General features: G+C 73.1%; 24 protein-coding genes and 1 pseudogene. 17 read left to right on the plus strand and 8 right to left on the minus strand.

All coding sequences use genetic code 11. The features are described from left to right. The first annotated feature begins 132 nt into the window (after positions 1 to 132). Positions 133 to 756 (plus strand): PadR family transcriptional regulator, encoded by a 624-nt coding sequence (locus IF89_RS42285; protein ID WP_078628443.1) that lies wholly within the window; start codon positions 133 to 135, stop codon positions 754 to 756. Between the two features lie 107 nt (positions 757 to 863). Here the strand turns inward: IF89_RS42285 and IF89_RS0122435 are convergent, their stop codons facing one another. Beyond that, positions 864 to 1292 carry an SRPBCC family protein gene (locus IF89_RS0122435; protein ID WP_030770940.1) on the minus strand — a complete coding sequence of 143 codons (429 nt, stop codon included), beginning with the start codon at positions 1290 to 1292 and terminating at the stop codon, positions 864 to 866. Between the two features lie 168 nt (positions 1293 to 1460). Here IF89_RS0122435 and IF89_RS0122440 point away from each other — a divergent pair, with 168 nt between their 5' ends. Next, positions 1461 to 2417: an EamA family transporter gene (locus tag IF89_RS0122440; protein WP_043194273.1), complete on the plus strand. Its 957-nt coding sequence runs from the start codon at positions 1461 to 1463 to the stop codon at positions 2415 to 2417. 157 nt (positions 2418 to 2574) lie between these two features. Continuing rightward, a complete protein-coding gene (locus tag IF89_RS0122445) occupies positions 2575 to 3582 on the plus strand; it encodes a DMT family transporter (protein WP_078628444.1) in 1008 nt (335 codons plus the stop codon). On the opposite strand, the pseudogene IF89_RS38195 reads toward IF89_RS0122445, so the two are convergent. Further along, positions 3564 to 4262 (minus strand): annotated as a pseudogene (locus IF89_RS38195) (pyridoxamine 5'-phosphate oxidase family protein). The gene IF89_RS0122445 and the pseudogene IF89_RS38195 overlap by 19 nt on opposite strands. 37 nt (positions 4263 to 4299) lie before the next feature. On the opposite strand from IF89_RS38195, the gene IF89_RS0122455 reads away from it, so the two are divergent. Continuing rightward, positions 4300 to 5634, plus strand: a complete 1335-nt coding sequence (locus IF89_RS0122455; protein WP_078628445.1) for an aminotransferase class I/II-fold pyridoxal phosphate-dependent enzyme — start codon at positions 4300 to 4302, stop codon at positions 5632 to 5634. 157 nt (positions 5635 to 5791) lie between these two features. Here the strand turns inward: IF89_RS0122455 and IF89_RS0122460 are convergent, their stop codons facing one another. Then, the gene (locus IF89_RS0122460) at positions 5792 to 6793 is read right to left on the minus strand and encodes a DMT family transporter (protein ID WP_199820541.1); all 1002 of its coding nucleotides are present in this window, start codon (positions 6791 to 6793) and stop codon (positions 5792 to 5794) included. Between the two features lie 74 nt (positions 6794 to 6867). Between IF89_RS0122460 and IF89_RS0122465 the strand changes: the two genes are divergently transcribed. After that, the gene (locus IF89_RS0122465; protein WP_030770955.1) at positions 6868 to 7776 is read left to right on the plus strand and encodes a LysR family transcriptional regulator; all 909 of its coding nucleotides are present in this window, start codon (positions 6868 to 6870) and stop codon (positions 7774 to 7776) included. Positions 7777 to 7819: 43 nt separating this feature from the next. On the opposite strand, the gene IF89_RS0122470 is transcribed toward IF89_RS0122465, so the two are convergent. Then, positions 7820 to 8278: a pyridoxamine 5'-phosphate oxidase family protein gene (locus tag IF89_RS0122470; RefSeq protein ID WP_030770958.1), complete on the minus strand. Its 459-nt coding sequence runs from the start codon at positions 8276 to 8278 to the stop codon at positions 7820 to 7822. Positions 8279 to 8354: 76 nt separating this feature from the next. On the opposite strand from IF89_RS0122470, the gene IF89_RS0122475 reads away from it, so the two are divergent. Next, the gene (locus IF89_RS0122475) at positions 8355 to 8969 is read left to right on the plus strand and encodes a cysteine hydrolase (protein ID WP_030770961.1); all 615 of its coding nucleotides are present in this window, start codon (positions 8355 to 8357) and stop codon (positions 8967 to 8969) included. Between the two features lie 308 nt (positions 8970 to 9277). Further along, complete coding sequence (locus IF89_RS0122480) at positions 9278 to 9706, plus strand: subtilase-type protease inhibitor (protein ID WP_030770964.1); 429 nt, start codon at positions 9278 to 9280, stop codon at positions 9704 to 9706. A gap of 56 nt (positions 9707 to 9762) precedes the next feature. Here IF89_RS0122480 and IF89_RS0122485 read toward each other — a convergent pair whose 3' ends face one another. Beyond that, on the minus strand, positions 9763 to 11193 hold the full coding sequence (locus IF89_RS0122485) for a DUF2252 domain-containing protein (RefSeq protein ID WP_030770966.1): 1431 nt from the start codon (positions 11191 to 11193) through the stop codon (positions 9763 to 9765). Positions 11194 to 11687: 494 nt separating this feature from the next. On the opposite strand from IF89_RS0122485, the gene IF89_RS0122495 reads away from it, so the two are divergent. The 9 genes from IF89_RS0122495 to IF89_RS0122535 all read left to right on the plus strand — a co-directional run bounded on the left by IF89_RS0122495 (position 11688) and on the right by IF89_RS0122535 (position 20599). After that, on the plus strand, positions 11688 to 12737 hold the full coding sequence (locus tag IF89_RS0122495; RefSeq protein WP_030770968.1) for a hypothetical protein: 1050 nt from the start codon (positions 11688 to 11690) through the stop codon (positions 12735 to 12737). Positions 12738 to 12842: 105 nt separating this feature from the next. After that, the gene (locus IF89_RS0122500) at positions 12843 to 14462 is read left to right on the plus strand and encodes an MFS transporter (protein WP_030770971.1); all 1620 of its coding nucleotides are present in this window, start codon (positions 12843 to 12845) and stop codon (positions 14460 to 14462) included. A gap of 33 nt (positions 14463 to 14495) precedes the next feature. Beyond that, a complete protein-coding gene (locus IF89_RS0122505; RefSeq protein ID WP_030770973.1) occupies positions 14496 to 15344 on the plus strand; it encodes a HipA family kinase in 849 nt (282 codons plus the stop codon). Beyond that, positions 15341 to 15724: a DUF3037 domain-containing protein gene (locus tag IF89_RS0122510; protein ID WP_030770975.1), complete on the plus strand. Its 384-nt coding sequence runs from the start codon at positions 15341 to 15343 to the stop codon at positions 15722 to 15724. The genes IF89_RS0122505 and IF89_RS0122510 overlap by 4 nt, the downstream gene beginning before the upstream one ends. 131 nt (positions 15725 to 15855) lie before the next feature. Beyond that, positions 15856 to 16617: a 3-oxoacyl-ACP reductase FabG gene (gene fabG, locus IF89_RS0122515; RefSeq protein ID WP_030770978.1), complete on the plus strand. Its 762-nt coding sequence runs from the start codon at positions 15856 to 15858 to the stop codon at positions 16615 to 16617. A gap of 28 nt (positions 16618 to 16645) precedes the next feature. Then, the gene (locus tag IF89_RS0122520; protein ID WP_030770982.1) at positions 16646 to 17407 is read left to right on the plus strand and encodes an SDR family oxidoreductase; all 762 of its coding nucleotides are present in this window, start codon (positions 16646 to 16648) and stop codon (positions 17405 to 17407) included. Between the two features lie 152 nt (positions 17408 to 17559). Further along, positions 17560 to 19143, plus strand: a complete 1584-nt coding sequence (locus IF89_RS0122525) for an ABC transporter substrate-binding protein (protein ID WP_030770985.1) — start codon at positions 17560 to 17562, stop codon at positions 19141 to 19143. A gap of 111 nt (positions 19144 to 19254) precedes the next feature. Next, positions 19255 to 19923, plus strand: a complete 669-nt coding sequence (locus IF89_RS0122530; protein ID WP_030770987.1) for a uracil-DNA glycosylase — start codon at positions 19255 to 19257, stop codon at positions 19921 to 19923. A gap of 94 nt (positions 19924 to 20017) precedes the next feature. Continuing rightward, positions 20018 to 20599, plus strand: coding sequence for a hypothetical protein (locus tag IF89_RS0122535; protein WP_051807459.1), 582 nt, complete (start codon positions 20018 to 20020; stop codon positions 20597 to 20599). A 95-nt stretch (positions 20600 to 20694) separates the two neighbouring features. On the opposite strand, the gene IF89_RS0122540 is transcribed toward IF89_RS0122535, so the two are convergent. Continuing rightward, a complete protein-coding gene (locus IF89_RS0122540) occupies positions 20695 to 21234 on the minus strand; it encodes a hypothetical protein (protein ID WP_043194277.1) in 540 nt (179 codons plus the stop codon). A 120-nt stretch (positions 21235 to 21354) separates the two neighbouring features. Continuing rightward, complete coding sequence (locus IF89_RS0122545; RefSeq protein ID WP_030770996.1) at positions 21355 to 21879, minus strand: DinB family protein; 525 nt, start codon at positions 21877 to 21879, stop codon at positions 21355 to 21357. Positions 21880 to 21961: 82 nt separating this feature from the next. Between IF89_RS0122545 and IF89_RS0122550 the strand changes: the two genes are divergently transcribed. Continuing rightward, entirely contained in the window at positions 21962 to 22867 is a 906-nt protein-coding gene (locus tag IF89_RS0122550) for a Gfo/Idh/MocA family protein (RefSeq protein WP_030770999.1), read from the plus strand. Here the strand turns inward: IF89_RS0122550 and lnt are convergent. Further along, a complete protein-coding gene (gene lnt, locus IF89_RS0122555) occupies positions 22791 to 24377 on the minus strand; it encodes an apolipoprotein N-acyltransferase (protein ID WP_107047337.1) in 1587 nt (528 codons plus the stop codon). The genes IF89_RS0122550 and lnt overlap by 77 nt on opposite strands. Positions 24378 to 24397 lie beyond the last annotated feature (20 nt).

Raw genomic sequence — 24397 nt, forward strand, 5'->3', positions numbered from 1 at the left:
CTGGTCTTGTTCGAGCATGTTCGGAGAGGGCTTACCGATATATCGTTGACACATCGCGATCGGTCAGCGACAGTGGAGGTGTCGTCGGAGTGCCGACGATGACCGACACGATGGGACGAAAGGGGCGCAGACATGCGTTCACACGGACAGCACGGACAGCGCGGCCATGGTCACGAGCGCGGACGGGGTCACGGCCACTGCGGGCCCGAACTCCGCGGGGGGCGCCAGGGGTTCCGCGCGGCCTTCGGCCCGTTCGGCCCGCCGTTCGGGGCAGGGCCCTTCGGCGGGCGCGGCGGCCGCGGGGGGCCGCGGAGCAGGGCCCGGCGGGGCGACGTACGCGCCTCGATCCTGGCGCTGCTCGTCGATCGGCCGATGCACGGCTACGAGATGATCCAAGAGATCGGCGAGCGCAGCGGCGGGGCGTGGAAACCCAGCCCGGGCTCGGTCTATCCGACGCTGAGCCTGCTGGAGGACGAAGGGCTCATCAGCAGCCAGAGCGAGGGGGGCAAGAAGCTGTTCACGCTCACCCACGCCGGCCGGGCGGAGGCCGAGGCCGGACCGGACGCACCCTGGGCGGATGCCGGGCGGGGCTTCGACCCCGAGGCGATGCACGAGGTCCGGCAGGCCGGGGCCGGCCTGATGGAGGCCTTCGGGCAAGTCTTCCGGACCGGGTCGCCCGAACAGCGTGAGAAGGCGCTGGCGGTCCTCAACGACGCCCGCAGGAAGCTGTACCTGATCCTGGCCGACGAGCACTGAGCCCGGACGGGGCCACGAGCCCGCACGCATCCGCGCGGCGAGCGGCGCACCCGCGACCTCCCGGTCGCGGGCGCGCCGCTCTTCGTGTGCGGTGGTCTCGGGCGGGGTCAGGCAACCAGGCCGGCCAGCTTGCGCAGCGACTCGTTCAGCGCCGCGGTGGCCGAGTCCTTCAGCTTGCCGGCCATCAGCGAGACGGCGGCGCCGGTGAACTCGCCGTCGATGCGGACGGTGGTGGCGCCGCCGTCCGGTGTGAGCGTGTAGCGGGTCAGGACGGCGACGCCCATCGGGCCCTTGCCGGTGATGGCGAAGAGGCGTTCGTCCTCCAGCTCGGAGACGGTCCATACGACCTCGGCCGGGAAGCCCATCATCTTCATGTTCTCGGCGAAGGTCGTTCCGACGGCCAGGGCCCGGGGGCCGCCCTGCGGGAAGTTCGTGTGGGTCGTGCTCCACTGCCCGTACGCGTCCCAGTCCGTCAGCTGGGACCAGAGCTTCGCGGCGGGCGCCTCGATGCGTGATTCCGCGGTGACTTCTGCCATGCGACCACCCCTTCTCGTCGGACACGTGCGCGGAAGGTAGTCCTGGCGACCGGAACATTCAATACTGACGACCTGTCAGATCCCGTCGGCTCGCGGACGTGATCTCAGGTCTGTCTCAACAGGTGTCACAGCAGTGACGCTCCTGACTTGCCCTGTCATGATGGCCGGATGCAAGCGTCAGGGAAAAACGCCGGACTGAGCCTCGCGCTCGTCTCGGCGTTCGCGTTCGGTGGTTCCGGAGTGGCTGCGAAGCCGCTGATCGAGGCGGGTCTGGACCCCCTCCACATGGTCTGGCTCAGGGTGGCCGGCGCGGCGCTCGTGCTGTCGCCGCTGGCCTGGCGCCACCGCGATCTCCTCCTGCGCAGGCCCGCACTGCTCGCCGGTTTCGGCCTGGTCGCCGTCGCGGGTGTGCAGGCCTTCTACTTCGCCTCCCTCTCCCGCATCCCCGTCGGCGTGGCCCTGCTGCTGGAGTACCTGGGCCCGGCTCTGCTCCTCGGCTACATCCGCTTCGTGCAGCGCAAGCCCGTGACGCGCGGGGCCGCCGCGGGCGCGGCCGTCGCCGTCGTGGGCCTGGCCTGCGTGGTCGAGATCTGGGCCGGGCTGAGCCTGGACCTGCTCGGTGTGCTCTTCGGCCTCGCCGCGGCCTGCTGCCAGGCCTTCTACTTCGTCTTCGCCGACCAGGGCGCCGACGGCGCGGACGCCCCCGACCCGCTCGGTGTGATCGCCTACGGCATGTTGATCGGCGCCCTGGTGATGACGGTGATCGCCCGGCCGTGGGAGATCGACTGGCAGGTTCTGGGCGGAGAGGCCTCGGTGGGCGGAACCATGGTGGCCGCGCCGCTGCTGCTCGGCTGGGTCGTGCTCGTCGCGACGGTCTTCGCCTACGTGACCGGCGTGGTCTCGGTGCGTCGGCTCTCACCGCAGGTCGCGGGCGTGGTGGCCTTCCTCGAAGCCGTCGTGGCCACCGTGCTGGCCTGGATCCTGCTCGGCGAGCACCTCTCGACCTGGCAGATCGCCGGAGGCGCCCTGGTCCTCGGCGGTGCCTTCATCGCCCAGTCCTCCCGCCCGGCGCCCGGGCCCGCGGCGGAGCCGGTCCCGGTGGACCGCGAACCCACGAGGGCCTAGGGTGACGGGCATGTATACGACCGTGCTCTCCCCGCCCGCGTCCTAGCGGGCGGCGCCCCCCGACGACGGCCCCGCCCGGGGAGCCCCCGGGCGCGCCGGTGCTGCCCGCGAAGCGATGACCGATCCCTCATCCTTCACGCACGCACGGAGAACACACGTGTCGAACCTCTCGCCCGCTGCCGGGCGCAGTCTGCTGTACCTCGTCATCGCCGGCGCCGCCTGGGGCACCGCCGGGGCGGCCGCTTCGCTCCTCTTCCTGGCCAGTGACCTCGGCCCGCTCGCCCTGTCCTTCTGGCGGTGCGCGGGCGGGCTCCTGGTGCTGCTCGGGGTGCTCGCCGTCCGGCGGGCCTGCCCCGGGCTGCGCAGGGCACGGCCCGCGGTCACGCCCTCCGTGGCCTCCCTCGTGGTGACCGGGCTGCTGTTCACCCTCTTCCAGGCCGCCTACTTCGCCGCCGTGCGCGAGACCGGCCTGGCCGTCGGCACCGTGGTCACCCTCGGCGCCGGGCCCGTGCTGATCGCGCTCGGAGCGCGTCGCTGGATGGGTGAGCGACTGGGCCGCGGCGGCACGGTCGCCGTCCTGGGAGCCCTCGCCGGCCTCGTCGTCCTCGTCCTGGGCGGCGGCGGCACCGAGGTGCGCCCGCTCGGCGTCGGCTGGGCGCTGCTCTCGGCGGCCGGTTACGCCAGCATGACCCTGCGGGCCCGCCGCCTCGGGCGGCGCGGGGCGGGCGGGGACCCGCTGGTGACCACCGCCTGGTCGGTCGCGGTGGGCGCGGTGTGCCTGCTGCCGCTCGCGGGGGCGGAGGGCCTGCTGCCGCACACCGGGGAGCCGGTCCGGGTGCTGTGGCTGCTGGTGTACGTCGCCACCGTGCCGACGGCCCTGGCGTACGCCCTCTACTTCACGGGCGCCGCGGCCGTGCGCGCCGCGACCGTGTCGGTGATCATGCTGATCGAGCCGGTGAGTGCGGCGGTGATCGCCGTCCTCGTGCTCGGCGAGCGGCTGACCGGAGCCGTGGTGCTCGGCACCGTACTGCTGCTGGCGGCGGTCGGCGCGCTGATCGTCGCGGAATCCCGCCGTTCGGCGGGCGGGCCTGCCGAGCCCGCCGGACGCGCCGGGGCGACCGGACCCGCCGCGGGACGGCGGTCTCCTCAGAGCGCCGTGAGGTAGGCCGGGACGGCGATGCCGGGGTCCAGGTCCGCGGCCGGCACGGGGGTTCCGTACACCGTGCCGACCGGGACCACGCCGGCCCAGTGCGGCAGGCCGAGGTCCTCGGCGTCGTCGTTCGACGGTCCCGTACGGAGCTTCGCGGACACCTCGTCCAGGTCCACCCGGATCACCGCGGTGGCAGCGAGCTCCTTGGCGTTCGCCGGCCGTACGTCGCCGGAGCGGCCCGGGGCGACGGCGTCGATCATCGCGTCCAGCGCCGTCCGGCACTCCTCCTCGTCGGTCACCTGGCGGGCGGTGCCGTGGACGACCACCGAGCGGTAGTTGAGCGAGTGGTGGAAGGCGGAGCGGGCCAGCACCAGGCCGTCGACATGGGTGACGGTGACGCAGACGGGCAGGCCCGGGTCGGTGCGGCCGGCCGCGAGGAGCGGGCGCGAGCCGGTGGAGCCGTGCATGTAGAGCGCTTACCCAACCCGTGCGAACAGCGTGGGCAGGACCACCGGCGCACCGTCCCGGACGAAGCCCAGGTGGCAGACGTAGGCCTCGTCGAGTATCGAGTGGACCGTCTCGCGGTCGTAGCGCGCCCGGTCGCGGGAGCGGCTGGGGACCGTGCGGTCGGTGGGCTCGTACGCACCGGTCGTCCCGGTGCTCTGCGTCGTCTCCGTGGCGGGCGTCGCGGTCATGATGCGGACTCCATTGCACTAGTGCATAATGTGGTTTGTGCTAGGAGAGTATCGGATCACAGGGCGCCGCACATCCGAAATCGCGGCCAGTGTCGAAGCGGGAGTGGCATCGGGTGCGCTCCCGCCCGGATCGCTGCTGCCGCCGATGCGGGAGCTTGCGGGCGTGCTGGGCGTGAACCCCAACACCGTCGCGTCCGCCTACAGGACCTTGCGCGAGCGCGGGGTCATCGAAACGGACGGGCGGCGCGGGAGTCGGGTGCGTTCCCGCCCGGCGAGCACTCCCCGGGAGGCGCTGCGGATGGCCGTGCCCGCCGGGGTGCGGGACGTCGCGCAGGGGAATCCCGACGTGCGGCTGCTGCCCGCGCTGGGCGGAGCGCTCGCGGCGGCCGCCCGGCGCCACGAACGCGAGCCTGCCCTCTACGGGGCGGACCCGGTCGCGCCGGACCTGGCGGGCATGGCCCGGGCCGGCTTCGACGAGGACGGGGTGCCGCCCGGGCCGGTCGCGGTGACGTCGGGCGCGCTGGACGCGATCGAACGGGTCCTGGCCGCCCACCTGCGGCCCGGGGACGCGGTGGCGGTCGAGGACCCGGGCTGGGGCGGCGCGCTGGACCTCGTTCCGGCACTCGGCCTGCGGATGCTGCCGGTGGCGGTGGACGACGACGGCCCCCGGCCCGACGCGGTGGCCCGGGCCCTGGAGGCCGGCGCGCGGGCGCTGGTGGTGACCTCGCGGGCGCAGAACCCGACCGGGGCCGCGGTGGGCGCCCGGCGGGCGGTAGTCCTGCGGGAGCTGCTCGCGCGGCACCCCGGCGTCCTGCTGGTCGAGGACGACCACGGGCACGGGATCGTCGACCTGCCCCTGCACCCGCTGGCCGGGGCCACCCGGCACTGGGTGCTGATCCGGTCGACGGCCAAGGCGTACGGGCCGGACCTGCGGCTCGCCGTCCTGACGGGTGACGAGGTGACCCTGGACCGGGTGCGGGGACGCCAGCGGCTGGGTCCCGGCTGGGTGAGCCGGCTCCTGCAGCACGCGGTGGTCGAGCTGTGGTCCTCGCATGCCGTGGACCGGGCCGCGGTCGCACGCGCCTACGCGGAGCGGCGGGACGCGCTGGTCGAGGCCCTGCGGGAGCGGGGGGTGCCGGCCCACGGGCGGAGCGGCCTGAACGTCTGGGTGCCCGTGGCCGACGAGACGGTGGCGGTCACGCGGCTGCTCGCCGCGGGGTGGGCCGTCGCCGCCGGGGCCGTCTTCCGGGTCGAGACGGGACCGGGTGTGCGGCTCACGGTGTCCCAGCTGGAGGCCGCCGAGGTGCCCGCCCTGGCCGACGCTGTCGCCGCGGCGGTCCGTACCGGGCGTGCCGGCGGGCGCGGCGACTGACCGCCGCGCCCGGGCAGCGGGAGGGGCCGGACCGGCCGGTACGGGGGAGTGCCAGGACGGGCCTCGCCCGGGCGCGCCCGGCCGGTGGTCCTGCCGACAGGACCACCGGCCGGGCGGGACCCCGCGGCCACCCCGGTACGGCCGGGCCCGTGCGCCGTCAGTCCGGGGTGCGGGCGGCGCGGGTCTGGGTGAGGGCGGCCCCCGCCAGGACGATCGCGGCGCCGACCGGGGTGTTCCAGTGCAGCTGCTCGCCGAGGACCAGCACGCCCGCGGTGGTGGCGATGACGGGGATGAAGTAGGTGACCATCTGGGCGGTGGTCGGACCGACCTCCGTCACCAGGCCGTACTGCATCTGCAGGGCCATGCCCGTCCCGAGGGCGCCCAGCGCCACCACCGACAGGGTCGGCCAGAGCGGGAACGCGTCCGGCGCCGACGTGAACAGGGCGCTCACCAGCGCGAGCTGGACGGTGGAGACCATCAGCTGGGCACCGGTCAGGGCCACCGGGGAACCGGGAGTCCCGGCCAGCGTGCGGCGCACGTAGATCCAGCCGACGGGGTAGCAGAGGGAGGCCAGCAGGGCGAAGGCGGTGCCCTTGGCGTCCACGCCCGAGAAGCCCTGCCAGGCGCCGAGCACGGTCAGCACGCCGAGGAAGCCGAGACCCAGGCCGGCGAAGCGGCGGCGGGTCGGGCGGTCCTCGGAGAGGGCGACCAGGGACAGCGCCATGCCCCAGAGGGGGGACGTGGCGTTGCAGATGCCGGCCAGGCTGGACGGGATGCTCAGCTCCGCGTACGCGAAGAGGGAGAACGGGGCGGTGTTGAGGAGCAGCGCGGCCACCGTGAGGTGACCCCAGGTGCGCAGGCCCCGGGGGAGCGGTTCGCGGCGGACCAGGAGTACGGCGAGGAGGGCGAGCGCACCGAACAGGACCCGGCCGAGGGCCACTTGGAAGGGCGCGAAGGCCTCGGTGCCCACTTTGATCAGCAGGAAGCTGAAACCCCAGATCACCGAGAGGATCGCGAAGCGCACGCGCCAGTCGAGGAGGCCGCGCCGCCGGCCGGCCGGTGCCGCGCAGGGCGCCGTCGCGGCGGGCGTGACCGGCACGGCGGTCGACGGCTGGGGGGAGGCCGGGACGTCCGGCCGCGGGGCGGGGGGTGCGCTCATGCCCCTTACTGTGCTCGCGTCAACTTCGTAGGACAAGCGAGATCTTCTGGGATGGACGACGTAGCATTGCTTACATGTTGAACCTGGAGCGCCTGCGCACCCTCGACGCCCTCGCCCGGCACGGCTCGGTCAGCGGTGCGGCCGACGGCCTCCACGTCACCACCTCCGCGGTGTCCCAGCAGATGGCCAAGCTGGAACGGGAGGTCGGCCAACCGCTGCTGGCCAGGAACGGCCGCGGGGTCCGCCTCACCGACGCCGGGCGGCTGCTCGCCGACCATGCGGCCCGGATCATCAGCCAGGTCGAGCGGGCCCAGGCCGACGTCGAGGCCCAGCGGGGCTGCGCGGTGGGCGAGCTGCGCATCGGCGCCTTTCCGACCGCCATGCGCGGACTGCTGCCCCGGGCCCTGTCGGCGCTCCGCACCGGGCACCCCGACCTGCGGGTGCGGGTGCGCGAGCAGGAACCCGAGGAGAGCATGGCGGCCGTCGTGCGCGGCGACCTCGACATGGCGCTGGCGATCGACTGGTACAACAAGCGGATGCCGGTGCCCGCCGAGCTCACCCGGACACACCTGCTGGACGACTCGGTCGACATCGCGGTCCCGGCCGGCCACCGCCTTGCGGACCGGGCCGCCATCTCCCTCGCGGAGTTCGCCGACGACGAATGGATCTCCTGGAACGAGGGCCAGTTCTGCCACGAGTGGCTCGTGTTCACCCTGCGCGGTACGGGCATGGAGCCGCGCATCGCGCACATCGCCGAGGAGCACCACACCCAGCTCGCCTTCGTGGAGGCCGGTCTCGGCGTGTGCGTCGCGCCGAGGCTGGGGCGCGGCCCCGTGCCGTCGGGGGTGCGGCTGCTGCCGGTCTGCGACGCCGTACGCCGGCACGTCTACGCCGTGTGGCGGGCGGACGCCGACCGCAGGCCGTCCGTCCGGGCCGCCGCCGACGCCCTGCGGACGGCGGCGGCCGGGGTCCGGCAGGCCTAGGGGATGGCCGGGCTCGGCCTGATCCGGAGACACGCTCCGGCCGTCAGATCTTGCGGAAGTCCCAGGAGACCACCGAGTCGGGGGTGAGGCGGATCCAGGCGTGCCGTCCGTCGTACGGCATCTCGCGGATCCCGAAGTTCTTCACCGGGAAGATCCGCTCGACCTCCGCCAGCTCGGGGCAGGGCCCGCCCGTCCGCGGGGCCTCGCCCACGAAGACCGCGCTGCCGGACAGCTCCACGCCGCGCAGCTCGTCGTACGACTCGCCCGCGTCGACGACCACCGAGATCCGCGGGTCCTTGCGCAGGTCCGCCCAGCGCCGGCTGCGGGTGAGCGAATACAGCCACAGGGAGCTGCCGTCCCAGGCGAACCACAGGGCCCCCACGTGCGGGCGCCCGTCGGGCGAGACCGTCGCCACCCGGCAGGTGCGCTGCTCCCGCAGGAAGGCGTCCACTTCCGCCCCGCTCATCATGATGCGGCGGCCCCGCCGCTGCGTGTCGTCCATCGGTCCCGCACCCCTTCACATCTGACTGTGTGTCAGGAAGCATGAGGGCTCTTCCGACGCCACGCCAGGGGGAGTCATGCCGGATCTCGATCCCGCCAGCACCGCGCTGCTCACCGTGGAGTGCCAGAACGGCGTCGTGGGCGAGGAGTCCGCCCTGCCGGAACTGGCCCGGCAGGCCCGGGAGTCCGGGATGCTGGACCGCGTGGCCCGGCTGGTCGACGCCGCGCGCTGGGCCGGTCTGCAGGTGCTGCACGCCGTCGCCGAGCGGCGGCCCGACGGGCTGGGGGCCAACAGCAACGCCCGGCTCTTCCGGGCCGCCGACAAGCTGCCCGTACGGCAGCTGACCGGCACGAGCGCGGTGGAGGTGGCCGCGCCCATCACCGTGGCCGAGTGCGACCTCGTCGTCCGCCGGCTGCACGGACTCTCGCCCATGGCGGGCACCGACCTGGACGCGCTGCTGCGCAATCTGGGGATCCGCACCCTCGTCGTCACCGGGGTCTCCTCCAACATCGCGATTCCGAACACCGTCTTCGACGCCGTGAACCTCGGCTACCGGGTCGTCGTCCCCGCCGACGCCATCGCCGGGGTGCCCGCCGCCTGCACCGCCGAGGTGATCCGCAACTCCCTCGCCCTGGTGGCGACGGTCACCACGACCGAGGCGCTGCTCGGCGCGTGGGCCCGCGCGAGCTGAGCGGAGCGCATACATCCGGACAAGCTGAGTGGCCGTCGGGTGAACCGTCGGCGCCTGCGGCCGGTGCGGCGTCCGCAACGCCGCACGTCGCCGGAGGCGCTCTGCGGTGATCGCGAAGGGTAATCGTCCGGTCGCACCCTGTCTGAGCTGCTCGAACGACCATTCGGGAACCGCTATACGGACGAGGTGTCCGTAAATCGGTCGTCGATGTGCAATGACCCTTCGGCTCGTCCACGATTTGAAGCAACGGAACGCGATTCCGAAAGTAATCATCGCGTTGAGCCATCGAATCGAAAGAGAGTCTTCCCGTGCGTCACCGTCGTTCCATCGCCGTCTCCGCCGCCGCGCTCCTCACCCTGGCCGGTGCCGCCGGCATCGCGCAGGCTCAGCCCGAGAGCCTCTACGCCCCGTCGGCCATGGTCTTCAGCGTCGCCCAGGGGGACGACGCGGCGGCCCCCACCGTCGTGCGCGCCACCACCGTCAGCTGCGCCCCCGGCGCCCGGGGGACGCACCCCGACCCCGAGGCCGCCTGTGCGGCACTGAAGTCCGCCGGCGGCACGTTCGACCGGCTGCTGTCCGAGCCGAACCCGGACCGGGCGTGCCCCATGCACTACGACCCCGTCACCGTGTCCGCGGTCGGCGTGTGGGAGGGCCGCCGCGTCGCCTGGCACCACACCTTCTCCAACTCCTGCATCATGGGCGCGACCCTGAACGGCAACGCTGTCTTCGCGTTCTGACCGGCCGGCCCGCCCGGACGGCGCCGACGGAGGGGATGGCGCCGTCCGGTCCGCGGTCAGGCCGACGGGAGTTCCCGTACGGGCAGGCGGCCCGCCCGCACCGCGTCGACCAGAGCCTGGTGATCGCGTTCGTTCTGGTCGGCGTACGCCTCGGCGAACTCGGCGAGCGCCCGGTCGAAGACGTCGCCGCGGCCGAGGTACGCGGCGATCGCCACCCGGTCCCCGGAACGCGCGTGCGCGCGGGCCAGGGTCATCCCGCAGGCGTTGCCGAAGGTCTCCAGCTGCGCGGGCGACATCGTCTCCGGCATGGCGATGCCCTTCCAGTCGCGCAGCTGGCGGATGTAGAAGTCCCGCTTCCTGCCGTCGATGCCGTCCACCCGCTCCCAGCCCAGGAAGATGTCGCTCGCCGCCTGCATCAACCGCTGTCCCGACACGACGCGTTCGCCCTGGTTGTCGTACTGGCTCGCGCCCACGTGGTCGGCGAGCACGGAGGTGTCCGCCTCCTTCGCCTGGAGGAAGAGCGGGTCGCGGTCGTCCCTGCCGAGCAGGAGCAGGATCCAGCAGCGGGTGCCGACGCTGCCGACACCGACCACCTTGCGGGCGACGTCCACCAGGCGGTAGTCCTCCAGCAGCGCCCGCCGGTTGCTCTCCAGCGTGCGCCCGTAATGACCGACCAGGCCGCCCAGCCGGTCGACGAGCGCGCCGCGCTCATCGTCCGGAAGCAGGTCGGCGAGCGGCACCAGCAGCGGCGGGTCCGCCGCGATCCGCGGGCTGCCGTCGACCACCTCGGTGAGCTTGTCGAAGACCTGCAGGCTGTCGCGCGAGCGGGCCTTCGCCATCGCCGTGGCCAGCTTCCTGCGGCCGCGCTTGTCGAGCTGCTCGGTGACGAGCGCCTCCAACCCCTCCGCGTCGATCTTCGCGTACCAGACGTCGAGATTGCCCATCCCGGCGAACCGCGTCATCGCCTCGCGGTAGGAGCGCACCGCGGAGTTCACGATACGGGCGCGCTCGGCCTCGTCGAAGCCGTTCGCCCGGGCGGCGATGACCAGGCTCGCGGACAGCCGCTTGACGTCCCACTCCCAGGGGCCGGGCAGCGTCTCGTCGAAGTCGTTGATGTCGAACATGAGCCGCCGCTCGGGCGAGGCCAGCAGGCGGAAGTTCAGCAGGTGCGCGTCACCGCACAGCTGGACCGCGATCCCCGAGTCCGCACTGCCGGCCAGGTCGGACGCCATGATCGCGGCGGCTCCCCGGTAGAAGCGGAACGGGGACTCCGTCATCCGCGCGTAGCGGATGGGGACCAGCTCGGGCACCCGCGTCGCGGACTGCGCCTCCAGGATCGCCAGCGGGTCCGGCCGGTTCGGGGACGGTTGGTACACGGCGTGCGCCGACCGGGGACACCGGCGCCGGGCCTCCTTGCCGATGGCCGCACGCTCCTCGGGCGTGGCCTCGGGCACCGCGCGCATCGCGGTGATCGCACTCCGGGACATGGAGGCCCTCCTGACTCACTGCCTGCTTGCCTACGTGGCCGCCCGACCGGGGTGGCCCCGGACCCGGCGTCGGCCGGCGGGCCGACCGGGCCGTTCCGGCTGTCGTGCCGCGTCAGCCCACGGCGTCCCTCTCGGCCCGGGCCTCCGCCTCGGCGACGGCGATCACCACGCCGAGCGGTGCAGTGGACGTGTGCATGCCCTCCTGAGCTGGTGTCGCGCCCTGGCGCGGCGACTGACCGTGCCGAGGGACGGCCGCCCCGATCCCGGCACGCCACCTCGTCCTCAACTCTAGGTCTGCCGCCCGCCGGGCGCGCGAGGGCGCTTGCGGACGTCCTGGACCCGCGGCGTCGCCGTGCGGGACGGGTGTCGTACGCAGTGCCGGCGAAGAGCCCGCCACGGGCCGCGGATGCGGGGACGACCGCCGGTGCGCAGCATGGAAGCACCTGCGCAGCAGGGTGCAGCACCCACGCCGGAACCCGCGCCGGGAGCCTGCCGTGAAGACAACGATCCCCGAACCTGCGGCCCGCACCGCCTGGGCGGCCCGGCTCCGGCCGCCGGCAGCCCGCCCGCCGGGTGCTGTACGCCGGCGGGCGGGACCTCCGACGGCCGCTTTCGCCGTCCTCGTCGTCGCCGCCCTGGTGGCCCTGCCCGGCGGACCGGCCCGCGCCTTCACGGGCGAGCACCACGAGGACATCACCCGGCGCGCCCTGCCCTGGCAGCCGGCCACGCTCGCCGAGATGGCCGACGCCCGCGACGGTGCGGTCAACGCCGACGACAAGCGCCCGTACTTCGACCTCGGCCCCCTCCACTGCGACAACGCCGACTACCTGGCGCCGCGCCACGCGCCCGACTACCCCCGCACGCGGGACCGGGCCACCACCGAGCTCGTCGCCTGCGTCGGCACGTCCGTCGCCCGCTTCCGCAACGCCCTACGGGCGGCCGACGGCCTCGTCGACGCCGACGGCCGGGTCCGCACGGACCAGACCGACCTGTCCGCACGCTGCATCTGGGACGAGCGGCCCGCACCGGCCAAGTGCGCCGTCCTCGAACAGCTCGGCCGCGGCTGGCACCCGCTGGAGGACTTCTACGCGCACTCCAACTGGACCGACCGGGCCGCCCCCGGACCCATCGGGACCGCCAACCCGCCGGGGCTGGGCCGTACCGACGTCGCCCCCTTCTTCGACATCCGCCGCTACAGCGGGATGAAGGACGCCGACTGGGCACGGGAGGTGCGCGCCCTCGTCCCCGAGGACCTTGCGACCGGCTGCTACCCGGACCTCGACTCCACCGGGGTCAGGCCCGCCGACTGCGCCGGCCGCGTCGCCCACAACCGCGACCTCAACAAGGACACGCCGGCGTCCGTCCGCTCGAAGACCGGTGACAACTTCCGCCGGGCCACCGCGGCAGCGAGCGCCGAGATCAGCCGCCAGTGGAAGGCCTTCGAGGCCGAACTGCGCGCCACGTACCCGGACATGCGGCGCGGGGCACAGATGGTCTGCGCCCTCGTCCACGACGACCCGGCCGCCGCCTGCCCGCCCCCCTGACGGCCCGGCCCCGCCGGCGGCCCTGCCCTCCGGCGGCCCGTCCGACCGGCTGACTCCCGGGCGGGTCGTCCAGCCGCCCCACGGGGCGGCTGGAAGCATGCCCCCATGGCATCCACGGCAGGGACGGCGACCGGAAACCCACCGAAGGCGCGACTGGTCCTGCTGACGCTCGCGGCGGGCCAGTTCCTGATGGCGCTCGACAGCTCCGTCATGAACGTCTCCATCGCGACGGTGGCAGAGGACACCGGCACGACCGTGACCGGGATCCAGGGCGCCATCACGGCCTACACCCTCGTGATGGCAATGCTCATGATCCCCGGCGGCAAGGTCGGCGTGCTCATCGGCCGCAAGCGCGCCTTCCTCATCGGCTGCGTCATCTACGGTTGCGGCTCCCTCGTCACCGCCCTCGCCCCCAACCTCACGGTGCTGCTGATCGGCTGGTCCTTCCTGGAGGGGGTGGGGGCGTCGCTCATCCTGCCCGCGATCGTCGCGCTCGTCGCCGGCAACTTCCCCGTCGAACGCCGCCCCGCCGCCTACGGACTCGTCGCGGCGGCCGGTGCCATCGCCATCGCGCTCGGGCCCCTCATCGGCGGGATCGCCACCACCTACTTCTCCTGGCGGTGGGTCTTCGCCGGCGAAGTGCTGATGGTGGCCGGCATCCTCGTGCTCGCCCGCCCCATCGCGGACGCCGTGAGCGGCGACCGCCCCCGCATCGACCTCGTCGGCGTGGTCCTGTCGGCGCTCGGGCTGGGGACCTTCGTCTACGGAGTCCTCCGCTCCGACGAGTGGGGCTGGTTCAGGCCGAAGCCGGACGGACCCGCGTGGTTCGGGGTCTCCCTCACCCTGTGGCTGATGCTGCTGGGCCTCTTCCTTGTCTGGCTCTTCCTCCGCTGGGAGGGACGCCAGGTGGAACGGCGGCGGGAGCCGCTCGTCGACCCGGCCATGCTGCAGAACAAGCAGCTCGCCGGCGGGCTGACGATGTTCTTCTTCCAGTACCTGGTGATGATGGGCGTCTTCTTCGTCGTCCCGCTCTACCTGTCGGTCGCCCTGGGCCTGTCCGCGCTGTCGACCGGCGCCCGGCTCCTGCCGCTGTCGGTGACGCTGCTGGCGGCCGCGGTCCTGATCCCGCGGTTCCTCCCGGACGTCTCCCCGCGCCGCGTGGTCAGGCTCGGGACCCTGTCCCTGCTGACGGGTGCGCTCTTTCTGCTGGGCGCGCTCGACGTGGACGCCGGAGCGGAGGTGGTCACCGTACCCCTGCTGCTCATCGGGTTCGGCATGGGCGCCCTCGCCTCCCAACTGGGCGCGGTCACCGTCTCCGCGGTGCCGCAGGCGCAGTCCGCAGAGGTGGGAGGCGTCCAGAACGCGGTCACCAACCTGGGTTCGTCCATCGGCACGGCACTCGCCGGGTCCATCATGATCGCGACGCTCACGACCTCCTTCCTGGCCGCCGTCCAGGAGAACCCGGCCGTCCCCGCCGCGGTCAAGAGCCGGGCGACCGTACAACTGGCCGCCGGCGCGCCCTTCCTGTCCGACGCCCAGCTGGAGAGCGCCCTCGCCGAGGCCGGTGTCAGCCCGGAGCTGGCCGACGCCACCCTCGCCGCCAATGAGGAGGCCCGGGTCGACGGCCTGCGCGCGGCCCTGTCCGTCCTGGCCTTCGCCGCGCTCGTCGCGCTGTTCTTCACCCAGCGCATCCCGACGGCCCAGCCGTCCGGGAAAACCCTTTGATCGTGCCCGTCGCCCGCCCGATAGCCTGGGAAAATGCTCACAGAAGTGATCGCGACCCGCTATGTGACGCCCCTGCGCGAGGGCGGCTCGCTCCCCGGGATCGTCGAGGCCGACGACCTCGGCACCTACGTCATGAAGTTCACCGGTGCCGGCCAGGGCCGCAAGACCCTGGTCGCCGAGGTCGTCTGCGGCCGCCTGGCCCAGCGGCTGGGGCTGAGGGTCCCCACCCTGGTGCGGATGCAGCTCGACCCCGTGATCGGGCTCGCCGAGCCCGACCAGGAGGTCCAGGAACTGCTCAAGGCCAGCGGCGGCCTCAACCTCGGCATGGACTACCTGCCCGGTTCCCTCGGCTTCGACCCGCTCGCGTACCGGGTGGACCCGGCCGAGGCCGGGCGCGTGGTCTGGTTCGACGCCCTGATCAACAACGTCGACCGGTCCTGGCGCAACCCGAACATGCTGGTCTGGCACGGTGACCTCTGGCTCATCGACCACGGCGCCACCATGATCTGGCACCACAACTGGCCCACGGCACAGGCCGCCGCCGCCAAGCCCTACAACGCCTCCGACCACGTGCTGGCCCCCGTGGGCCCGGACATCGAGGCGGCGGCCGCCGCACTCGCCCCGCTGGTCACCGAGGAACTGCTCACCGAGGTCACCGCCGAGGTCCCGGACGAGTGGCTGGTCGACGAGCCGGGCTTCGACTCCACCGACGCGCTGCGCCGCGCCTACGTGGAGGCGCTGCTGCCGCGCGCGGCCACGATCCACGAGAGGATCTCGCTGGAGGCCGAGGTGAAGGCGTCGGCCGGACCTCCCGGCTGGCTCACCGACCACCTGCCGGAATGGCCCCACAAGACCGACAAGAAGAAGAGCGGCGACGAGTGACCGAGCGGGACGTGTTCGAGTACGCACTGGTGCGCGTGGTGCCCCGGATGGAACGCGGCGAGTGTTTCAACGCCGGCGTGATCGTCTACTGCCGGGCGCACTCCTACGTCGCCGCGCGCACCCACCTCGACGAGGCGAAGCTCCTCGCGCTGGACCCGGCGGCCGACGTGGCCGGCGTACGGGCCGCCCTGCGCGGGGTGGAAGGCGTGTGCGGCGGCGGGGAAGCGGCGGGACAGGCGGCGGGGGACGACGCGGGGCGCCGGTTCCGCTGGCTGATCGCCCCGCGCAGCACCGTGGTCCAGCCCGGGCCGGTGCACACCGGCCTGACGGCCGACCCCGCGGCGGAGGTGGAGCGGCTGCTGGACCTCCTGGTGCGCTGACCGCCCGCCGCAGCGCACGGGCCGGTCGCCGTTGACACGGGGTGCCAGGGCTCCTAGCGTCTCCTCAGCTGAAGCTACTAAGCGGTTGCTCACCTCTGGGCGGCCGTGTCTCTAGGGCGAGGAGAACCAGCATGTCCACCACCGAGCAGCGCGTCGCGATCGTGACCGGGGCGGCCCGGGGCATCGGCGCGGCCACCGCCGTGCGCCTGGCCGCCGAGGGCCGCGCCGTCGCCGTACTCGACCTCGACGAGGCGGCCTGCAAGGACACCGTCGAGGCCATCACGGCGGCCGGCGGCCGGGCGCTGGCGGTCGGCTGCGACGTCTCGGACGGCGCCCAGGTGGAGGCGGCCGTCGAGCGCGTCGCCGCCGAACTCGGCGCTCCCACCATCCTGGTCAACAACGCCGGTGTGCTGCGCGACAATCTGCTCTTCAAGATGAGCGAGTCCGACTGGGACACCGTCATGAACGTGCACCTGCGCGGTGCCTTCCTGATGTCGAAGGCGTGTCAGAAGTACATGGTGGAGGCGAAGTTCGGCCGCATCGTGAACCTCTCCAGCAGCTCGGCCCTCGGCAACCGCGGCCAGGTCAACTACTCCGCGGCCAAGGCCGGTCTGCAGGGCTTCACCAAGACCCTCGCCATCGAGCTCGGCAAGTTCGGCGTCACCGCCAACGCGGTCGCGCCCGGCTTCATCGTCACCGAGATGACCGCCCAGACGGCCGCCCGCGTCGGCATGGGCTTCGAGGACTTCCAGGCGGCCGCGGCCACCCAGATCCCGGTGCAGCGCGTCGGCCGTCCGGACGACATCGCCAACGCCATCGCCTTCTTCACCGGTGAGGCCGCCGGCTTCGTCTCCGGCCAGGTCATGTACGTGGCCGGCGGCCCCCTCAACTGACGCGACCGACGAGAGGCAGGCGTACGCCATGACATACAGCGGTACCGACAGCGGCAGGGTCGCGCTGATCACCGGAGCGAGCCGGGGCATCGGCTACGGCATCGCCGAGACGCTGGTCGCCCGGGGCGACCGGCTCTGCATCACCGGGCGCAACGAGGAGGCCCTCAAGGAGGCCGTGGAGCGCCTCGGGGCGGACCGGGTGATCGGGGTGGCGGGGAAGGCGCACGACGAGGCCCACCAGGCCCACGCCGTCGAGCGCACGATGGAGGCCTTCGGCCGGGTCGACTTCCTCGTGAACAACGCGGGCACCAATCCGGTCTTCGGACCGATCGCGGACCTGGACCTCGGGGTCGCGCGCAAGGTCTTCGAGACCAATGTGATCTCGGCGCTGGGCTTCGCCCAGCGGACCTGGCACGCCTGGCAGAAGGAGAACGGCGGGGCGATCGTGAACATCGCCTCGATCGCCGGGGTCTCCGCCTCGCCCTTCATCGGCGCGTACGGGATGAGCAAGGCCGCCATGGTCAACCTCACCCTCCAGCTCGCCCACGAGATGGCGCCCGGCGTCCGGGTCAACGCGATCGCCCCGGCGGTGGTCAAGACGAAGTTCGCCCAGGCGCTCTACGAGGGCCGGGAGCAGGAGGCCGCGGCGGCCTACCCGCTCGGCCGGCTCGGGCTTCCGGAGGACATCGGCGGGGCCGCGGCGTTTCTTACATCTGCACAAGCGGAATGGATCACGGGGCAAACTCTGGTCGTCGACGGTGGGATGTTCCTCAATGCCGGGGTGCACTGACCGATAATCGGACGAATTTGCCTCCGAAAGGGAGGAAAATGCGTACCGAATAGGCACGGAACCGGTCAAGTGCCTCACGAAACCAACCCATTGGATTCGTGAGGCACTGCGGTAGGGTCTGCCGCACCCCTGGCTGATCGAGGAGCGTGCACGTGTTCAACCGGACCAGATGCCTGCAGATCACTGCGGCCCTTGCGTCCATATCCCTGCTCGCCGGATGCGGCCTGCTGTCGGATGACGACGGCGAGGAAGCGAAGCGGATCGTCGTCGGGACCACGAGCGCGCCGAGCACCCTCGACCCCGCCGCGGCGTGGGACGGCTCCTGGGAGCTCTACCGGAACGTCTACCAGACCCTGCTGGCCTTCCCGACGGGCTCCACCAAGCCCCAGCCGGACGCCGCGCAGAACTGCGAGTTCACCGACGGCGCGAGCCAGGCCTACCGGTGCACCCTGCGCAAGGGCCTGAAGTTCTCCAACGGGGAACCCCTCGACGCCAAGGCCGTCAAGCACTCCCTCGACCGGATCCGCACGATCGGCTCCAAGGTCGGCCCGAAGGACCTCTTCGGCAGCCTCGACAAGATCGAGACCCCGGACGCGCTGACCGTGGTCTTCCACCTGAAGACCTCGGACGCCACCTTCCCGTACGTCCTCGGCTCGCCCGCGGCGTCGCTGGTCGCGCCCAAGGACTACCCCGCCGACAAGGTCCGCGAGGACGGCAGGATCACCGGCTCGGGCCCCTACCTGCTGGACTCGTACAAGGAGGGCGGCGAAGCCGTCCTCTCCGAGAACAAGGGCTACTCCGGCTTCGCGAACCGCCAGAACAAGGGCGTGACCATCCGCTACTACGCGGACTCCCAGAAGATGGTCGCGGACCTCAAGGCCAAGGAGCTGGACGCCACCTACCGAGGCCTCTCCGCCCCCCAGATCACCGAGCTCCAGAGCCCCGACGCGCACAACCTGGGCGTCCAGGTCGTGGAGAACGTCGGCGCCGAGATCCGCTACCTGGTCTTCAACCCGAAGGACCCGGCGGTCAACAAGCCCGCGGTCCGCCAGGCCATCGCCCAGATCATCGACCGCGGCACCCTCGTCTCCAAGGTCTACCAGGGCACCGCCGAGCCGCTGTACTCGATGGTCCCCAAGGGCGTGGTCGGCCACAAGACGCCGTTCTACGACAAGTACGGCGCCGCGGACGTGGGCAAGGCCAAGAAGATCCTCAAGGACGCCGGGATCAACCAGCCCGTCGACCTCACCTTCTGGTACACCACCGACCGCTACGGCTCCTCGACGGCGGAGGAGTTCACCGAGCTCAAGCGCCAGCTGGACGAGAGCGGCCTGTTCCGGATCACCCTGCGCAGCCAGCCCTGGAAGACCTTCCAGGAGGGCTACAAGAGCCAGGAGTACCCGGTCTTCGGCCGCGGCTGGTTCCCCGACTTCCCGGACCCCGACAACTTCATCGCGCCGTTCGTCGGCAAGGAGAACGCGGTCGGCACCCCGTACGAGCAGAACGAGATCCTGACCGACCTGCTGCCCAAGTCCCGCCGCGACGGCGACCGCTCCTCCGGTGTCCAGCAGTTCGAGAAGGCCCAGCAGATCTTCGCCGAGGACGTCCGGCTGCTGCCGCTGTGGCAGGGCAAGCTGTACGTCGCCGCACGGGAGGACATCGCGGGCGCCGAGCGCGCCCTCGACCCGCAGACCGCCATGCAGATGTGGGAGCTGTACCGCAAGACCAGCTGGTAGCGGCGGTGCCGCCCGGGCGATCGCCACGGGCGGCCGACGCGTTGTCAGTGGCCCCCGGTAGGTTCTGAGCAGTTGCACGAACTTGTACCGGAGGTTGTCGCCGTGACCCAGATGCTGCCCGAGTCCTGGCTCCCCGTCCTCGGCGGGGAGCTGGACCAGCCCTACTTCAAAGAGCTCATCGAGTTCGTCGAGAAGGAGCGGGCGAACGGGCCGGTCTACCCGCCCCGCGAGCAGGTGTTCGCGGCACTGGACGCCACCCCCTTCGACCGGGTGAAGGTGCTCGTCCTCGGCCAGGACCCCTACCACGGCGCCGGCCAGGGCCACGGCCTGTGCTTCTCCGTGCGGCCCGGGGTCAAGACCCCGCCCTCGCTGCGCAACATCTACAAGGAGATGAAGGAGGAGCTCGGCCTGGAGGTCCCGGACAACGGGTACCTGATGCCGTGGGCCGAGCAGGGCGTCCTGCTGCTCAACGCGGTGCTCACCGTCCGCGAGGCCGAGCCGAACTCGCACAAGGGCAAGGGCTGGGAGAAGTTCACCGACGCCGTGATCCGGGCGGTGTCCGAGCGGCCCGACCCGGCCGTGTTCGTCCTGTGGGGCGCCTACGCCCAGAAGAAGATCCCGCTCATCGACGCGGAGCGGCACGTGATCGTCAAGGGCGCCCACCCCTCGCCGCTGTCGGCCAAGAAGTTCTTCGGGTCCCGGCCCTTCACGCAGATCAACGAGGCCGTTGCCGCGCAGGGGCATGAGCCGATCGACTGGCGGATCCCGGACCTCGGCTGACGTCCCACCGCGCCTCGGCGCCATCGCGGGCACCTCCGGCTAGCTTCGTGACGACCGGACCGGAGCAGGTCCGGCAGAGCGAGCCGGAGGCGCCGTGACCGAGCAGCAGGAGGCGTCGGAGGACGCCGTCATGACCAGGATCGGCCAGGCGGTCATCCTGCTGCACGCCGGCGACCGCGAGGAGGCCCGCAACCGGCTCGGTGAGATCTGGCAGGAGATCGGGGAGGAGGGCGACTGCCTGCACCGCTGCACCCTCGCCCACTACATGGCCGACGCCCAGGACGACCCGGCCGACGAGCTGGCCTGGGACCTGCGGGCCCTGACCGCCGCCGACGCGGTGCGGGACGGGCCGGGGGAGGGGCCGGCCGACCCGGACGGGCCGGGCGAGAGGCCGGCCGGCGGGAGCGGCCGTGGGGACGGGCGTCCCGTGCAGCGGGAACCGCGTCTCGCGATGCGCGTCTTCTACCCCTCACTGCACCTCAGCCTGGCCGCCGACTACCTGAAGCTCCAGCGGCCGGATGCCGCCCGGGTCCACCTGGCGCGGGCCCGAGCAGCCGCCGGGGCCCTGGCCGACGACGGCTACGGCAACGGCGTACGGGCCGCCCTCGCACGGCTGGAGCGCCGCCTCGCCGAGGAGCCGGGCCCCGGCCCCCGGCCCTTTCCCGAACAGGCATAGAGGGCCCACCGGGCGCTCGGGCACGGCACCGCCCAGGGCGCGTCTTTCGGATCATGCCGGGCTCGCGGCGCCCGGCCTGATCCAAAGGACACGCCCTAGCCGCCGTGGACGCCCCCGCAGATCCGGGCCTCCGGGCTGTCGGGGTGCCAGCGGCCGTGCCGACGGCCGAGGGCGCAGACGTCGGCGGGCCGCACCGGCAGCTTCCGCATCAGCTCGCGCTCGGCCTCGGTGCCGGGCCGGGCCGGGCGCCGGGGGCCGTCAGGACGCCCCGCGGCGGGCTCGGCCGCCCGCCCGGGCTCCGGAACGTCGGGCACCGGCGGGGCGTCCCGCACGGCCCCTCCCGAGGCGCCCTGTGCGGGGCGCTGCAAAGCCCCTGCGCCGGGCGCACCGGACGCGGGCCGCCCGGGCCGCTCCGGTGCCCCCTCCACGGCCTCCAGCGCCTCCAGGGCGGGGGCCCGGACGGCCACGGGGTCGGTGCCCGGCCCGCCGCGCGGCTCGTGCCGGGGCGGGACACCCGCGGCGGGGTTCGCCGCGGGCTGCACGGGTCCGGGGCTCACTTGGACGCAGCCGGAGACCGCCGAAACGGCGCAGGCGACTCCGAGCAGCAGCTTTGTCGTGGTTCGCGTTGGATGCACCCGAGCAACTCTGCTGCCTGCGGACCCCGTTGCGAAAACCGGGAGCCCGTATTCACCCCGCACGGGTGACGGACGACGGGTGACCGGGGGATCGCCGGCCCCACCGGGCCGTCCGCCGGCTCATTCGCCGGTGGCGCCGTCTATCTGCTCGCGCAGCAGGTCCGCGTGGCCGTTGTGGCGCGCGTACTCCTCGATCATGTGGGTGTAGACCCAGCGCAGGCTGAACACCTCGCCGCGGTGGTGGCTCCCGGCCTCCGACACCGCGTCCAGCGACCGGCCCGCCGCGGCCTGCCGTGCCCGTTCGACCTCCGCCCGCCACACCGGCTCGGTCTCGGCCCAGGTGGCCGCCTCGGTGAAGTGGAAGTCGCCGTCCCGGTCCTCGTCGGTGACATACAGATCGGGGAGGTCCTCGCCGAGCATGATCTCGCGGAACCAGTACCGTTCCACCTCCGCCATGTGCCGTACGAGCCCGAGGAGGCTCAACTCCGAGGGCGCGAGCGGGGTCCTGCGCAGCTGCTCGTCCGGCAGCCCCTCGCACTTCCACAGGAGGGTGGCGCGGTGGTAGTCGAGCCACCCGTCGAGCATCTCCCGCTCGTCGGCGGTGGTGGAGGGTTCGGCACGGTGTGATCCTGAACTGGTGGTCATGGGCCCATCCTGGGCGAACAGAGCCCCCACCACCAGGGATTAAGCTGCCAGGAGCCCACAAGGACCGAATATGGAGGCCCCGGTGAAGGTCGGCTGCATCGGACTCGGCGACATCGCGCAGAAGGCGTACCTGCCCGTCCTCACCACCCGCGCGGACATCGAACTGCACCTGCAGACCCGGACGCCCGGGACCCTCGAACGGATCGGCGGGGTCCACCGCGTCCCGGCGGCGCACCGGCACACGGATCTCGACGCCCTGCTCGCGCAAGGCCTCGACGCGGCCTTCGTGCACGCACCGACCGGCGCCCACCCGGAGATCGTCACCCGGCTGCTGGAGGCCGGTGTGCCGACGTACGTGGACAAGCCCCTCGCCTACGAGCTGGCCGCGTCACGGCGCCTGGTGGAGCTGGCCGAGGAGCGCGGGGTCGCCCTCGCCGTCGGCTTCAACCGCCGCTTCGCGCCCGGGTACGCGCAGTGCGCCGACCACCCGCGCGACCTGGTCGTCCTGCAGAAGAACCGGGTCGGGCTGCCCGAGGACCCGCGCACCATGGTGCTCGACGACTTCATCCACGTCGTCGACACCCTGCGCTTCCTGCTGCCCGGCGAGGCCGAGCACACCGACGTCCGCGCGGTCGTGCGCGACGGACTGATGCACCAGGTGGTACTGCACCTCTCCGGCCGCGGATTCAGCGCGCTCGGCATCATGAACCGCCTGTCCGGCTCCAACGAGGAGGTCCTCGAGGTCTCCGGCTCCGACACCAAGCGGCAGGTCGTGAACCTCGCCGAGGTCATCGACCACAAGGGCCAGCCCACGGTGCGCCGCCGCGGCGACTGGGTGTCCGTCGCCCGCCAGCGCGGCATCGAGCAGGTCGTGGACCACTTCCTGGAGGCGGTCGCCGCGGGCCGGACCCTCAGCGCCCGCGACGCGCTCCAAACCCACGAGCTGTGCGAGACGGTGGTGAAGTCGGCTCTGGATCAGGCCTTCTGAGCGCCCGCGCACCCACCGCCGCGCAGTAGCCGGCCAGGACGGCGAGTGCCGCGGACACCGGCCAGGCGCCGAAGCGCACGAAGAGGGTCGAGCCCCCGGCCAGCGGCACCTCGTACACCTCGGCGGTCCGCGCCGACGTGGGCAGGGCCGGGCCGATCCGCTCGCCCGACGGACCGTGCACCACACTGACCCCGGTGAGGGTGGCGTGCACCATCGGGCGGCCGTTCTCGGCGGCCCGCAGCGCCGCCAGGGACGCGTGCTGGTCGGGGGCCCAGCTGTCCTGGAAGGTGGAGGTCGCCGACTGGGCGACGAGCAGCGAGGCCCCGTCGAGGGTGAGGCGCCGGCTCATGTCGGGGAAGGCCGACTCGAAGCAGACCAGCGGCCCCACCCGGACACCGGCGCGCCCGTCGGGCCGCGCGGGCAGGTCCATGACCACGGGGGCCTCGCCGCGCATACGGTCCTCGCCGGCCGCCCGGCCGACCGAGGTGGCCCAGCCGAACAGCGACCGCGCCGGGACGTACTCGCCGAACGGCACCAGCCGCATCTTGTCGTACCGGTCACCCGTGGGGCCCGCGGGACCGACCAGGACCGCGCTCTTGTAGATGCCCGGGCGGTCGGCCCGCCGCGCGTCCACGTTCACCAGCAGCGGCGCTCCGACCTCAGCGGACAGCGCCGCCAGCCGGCGGGCCAGTTCCGGCCTGGCCGACAGGTCCTCGCCGACGCTGCTCTCGCCCCACACCACGAGGTCCACGCCCTGCCCGGCCAGCGGCCGCGTCAGCCGCTCCCCGGCCGCGAACCGCCGCTCCGCGCTGTCCGGGCCGTCCGGCACCGGCCCCGGCTGTACGACGGCCACGCGCAGCCCGCCCGACTCCGCGGGCCGGGCCGCCCACGCCCACACCGCGCCCGTCAGCACCGCGCAGCCCGTGAGCCCGGCCACCGCCGGGACCCGCGCCGACGGCACCGCGAGCAGCAGCACCAGGGCGCAGTTGACCGCCACCAGCAGCAGACTGACCAGCCACACCCCGCCCACCGACGCCAGTCGCAGCGCCGCCGGCACCTGCCACTGGCCGGCCCCCAGCAGCCCCCACGGCCCGCCCAGCCCCTGCCACGACCGGACCACCTCGGACAGCAGCCACCCCGCCGGTACGACCGCCAGTGCGCAGGCGGCCCGGCCCGCGGAGGGCCGCCCGCCGAGCAGCCGCCGCACCAGCAGGGCCCAGGGGATCCACAGCAGCCCCACCAGCGCCGCCACCGGCAGCAGGAAGACGTGCAGGCTCGGCAGGAGCCAGTGGTGCACGGCCAGGATGTAGCCGGCGCCGCCGAGCCAGCCCTCCAGGGCCGCCCGCCGACCGGTCCGAGCCGTCCTCAGCAGCAGCATCCAGGGCACGAGGGCGACGTAGGCGAACCACCACAGGGCCGGCGCGGGCAGGGACAGCGCGGGCAGGGCGCCGGCCGCCAGCGCCGCGGGCGCACGCCACCGGCGCAACCCCCCGCTGTGCATCGGGACCATGGCGCCTCCGCTTCCAGTGT

Origin of the sequence: Streptomyces sp. NRRL F-2664, assembly GCF_000719345.1 — a bacterium.
Lineage (GTDB): Bacteria > Actinomycetota > Actinomycetes > Streptomycetales > Streptomycetaceae > Streptomyces.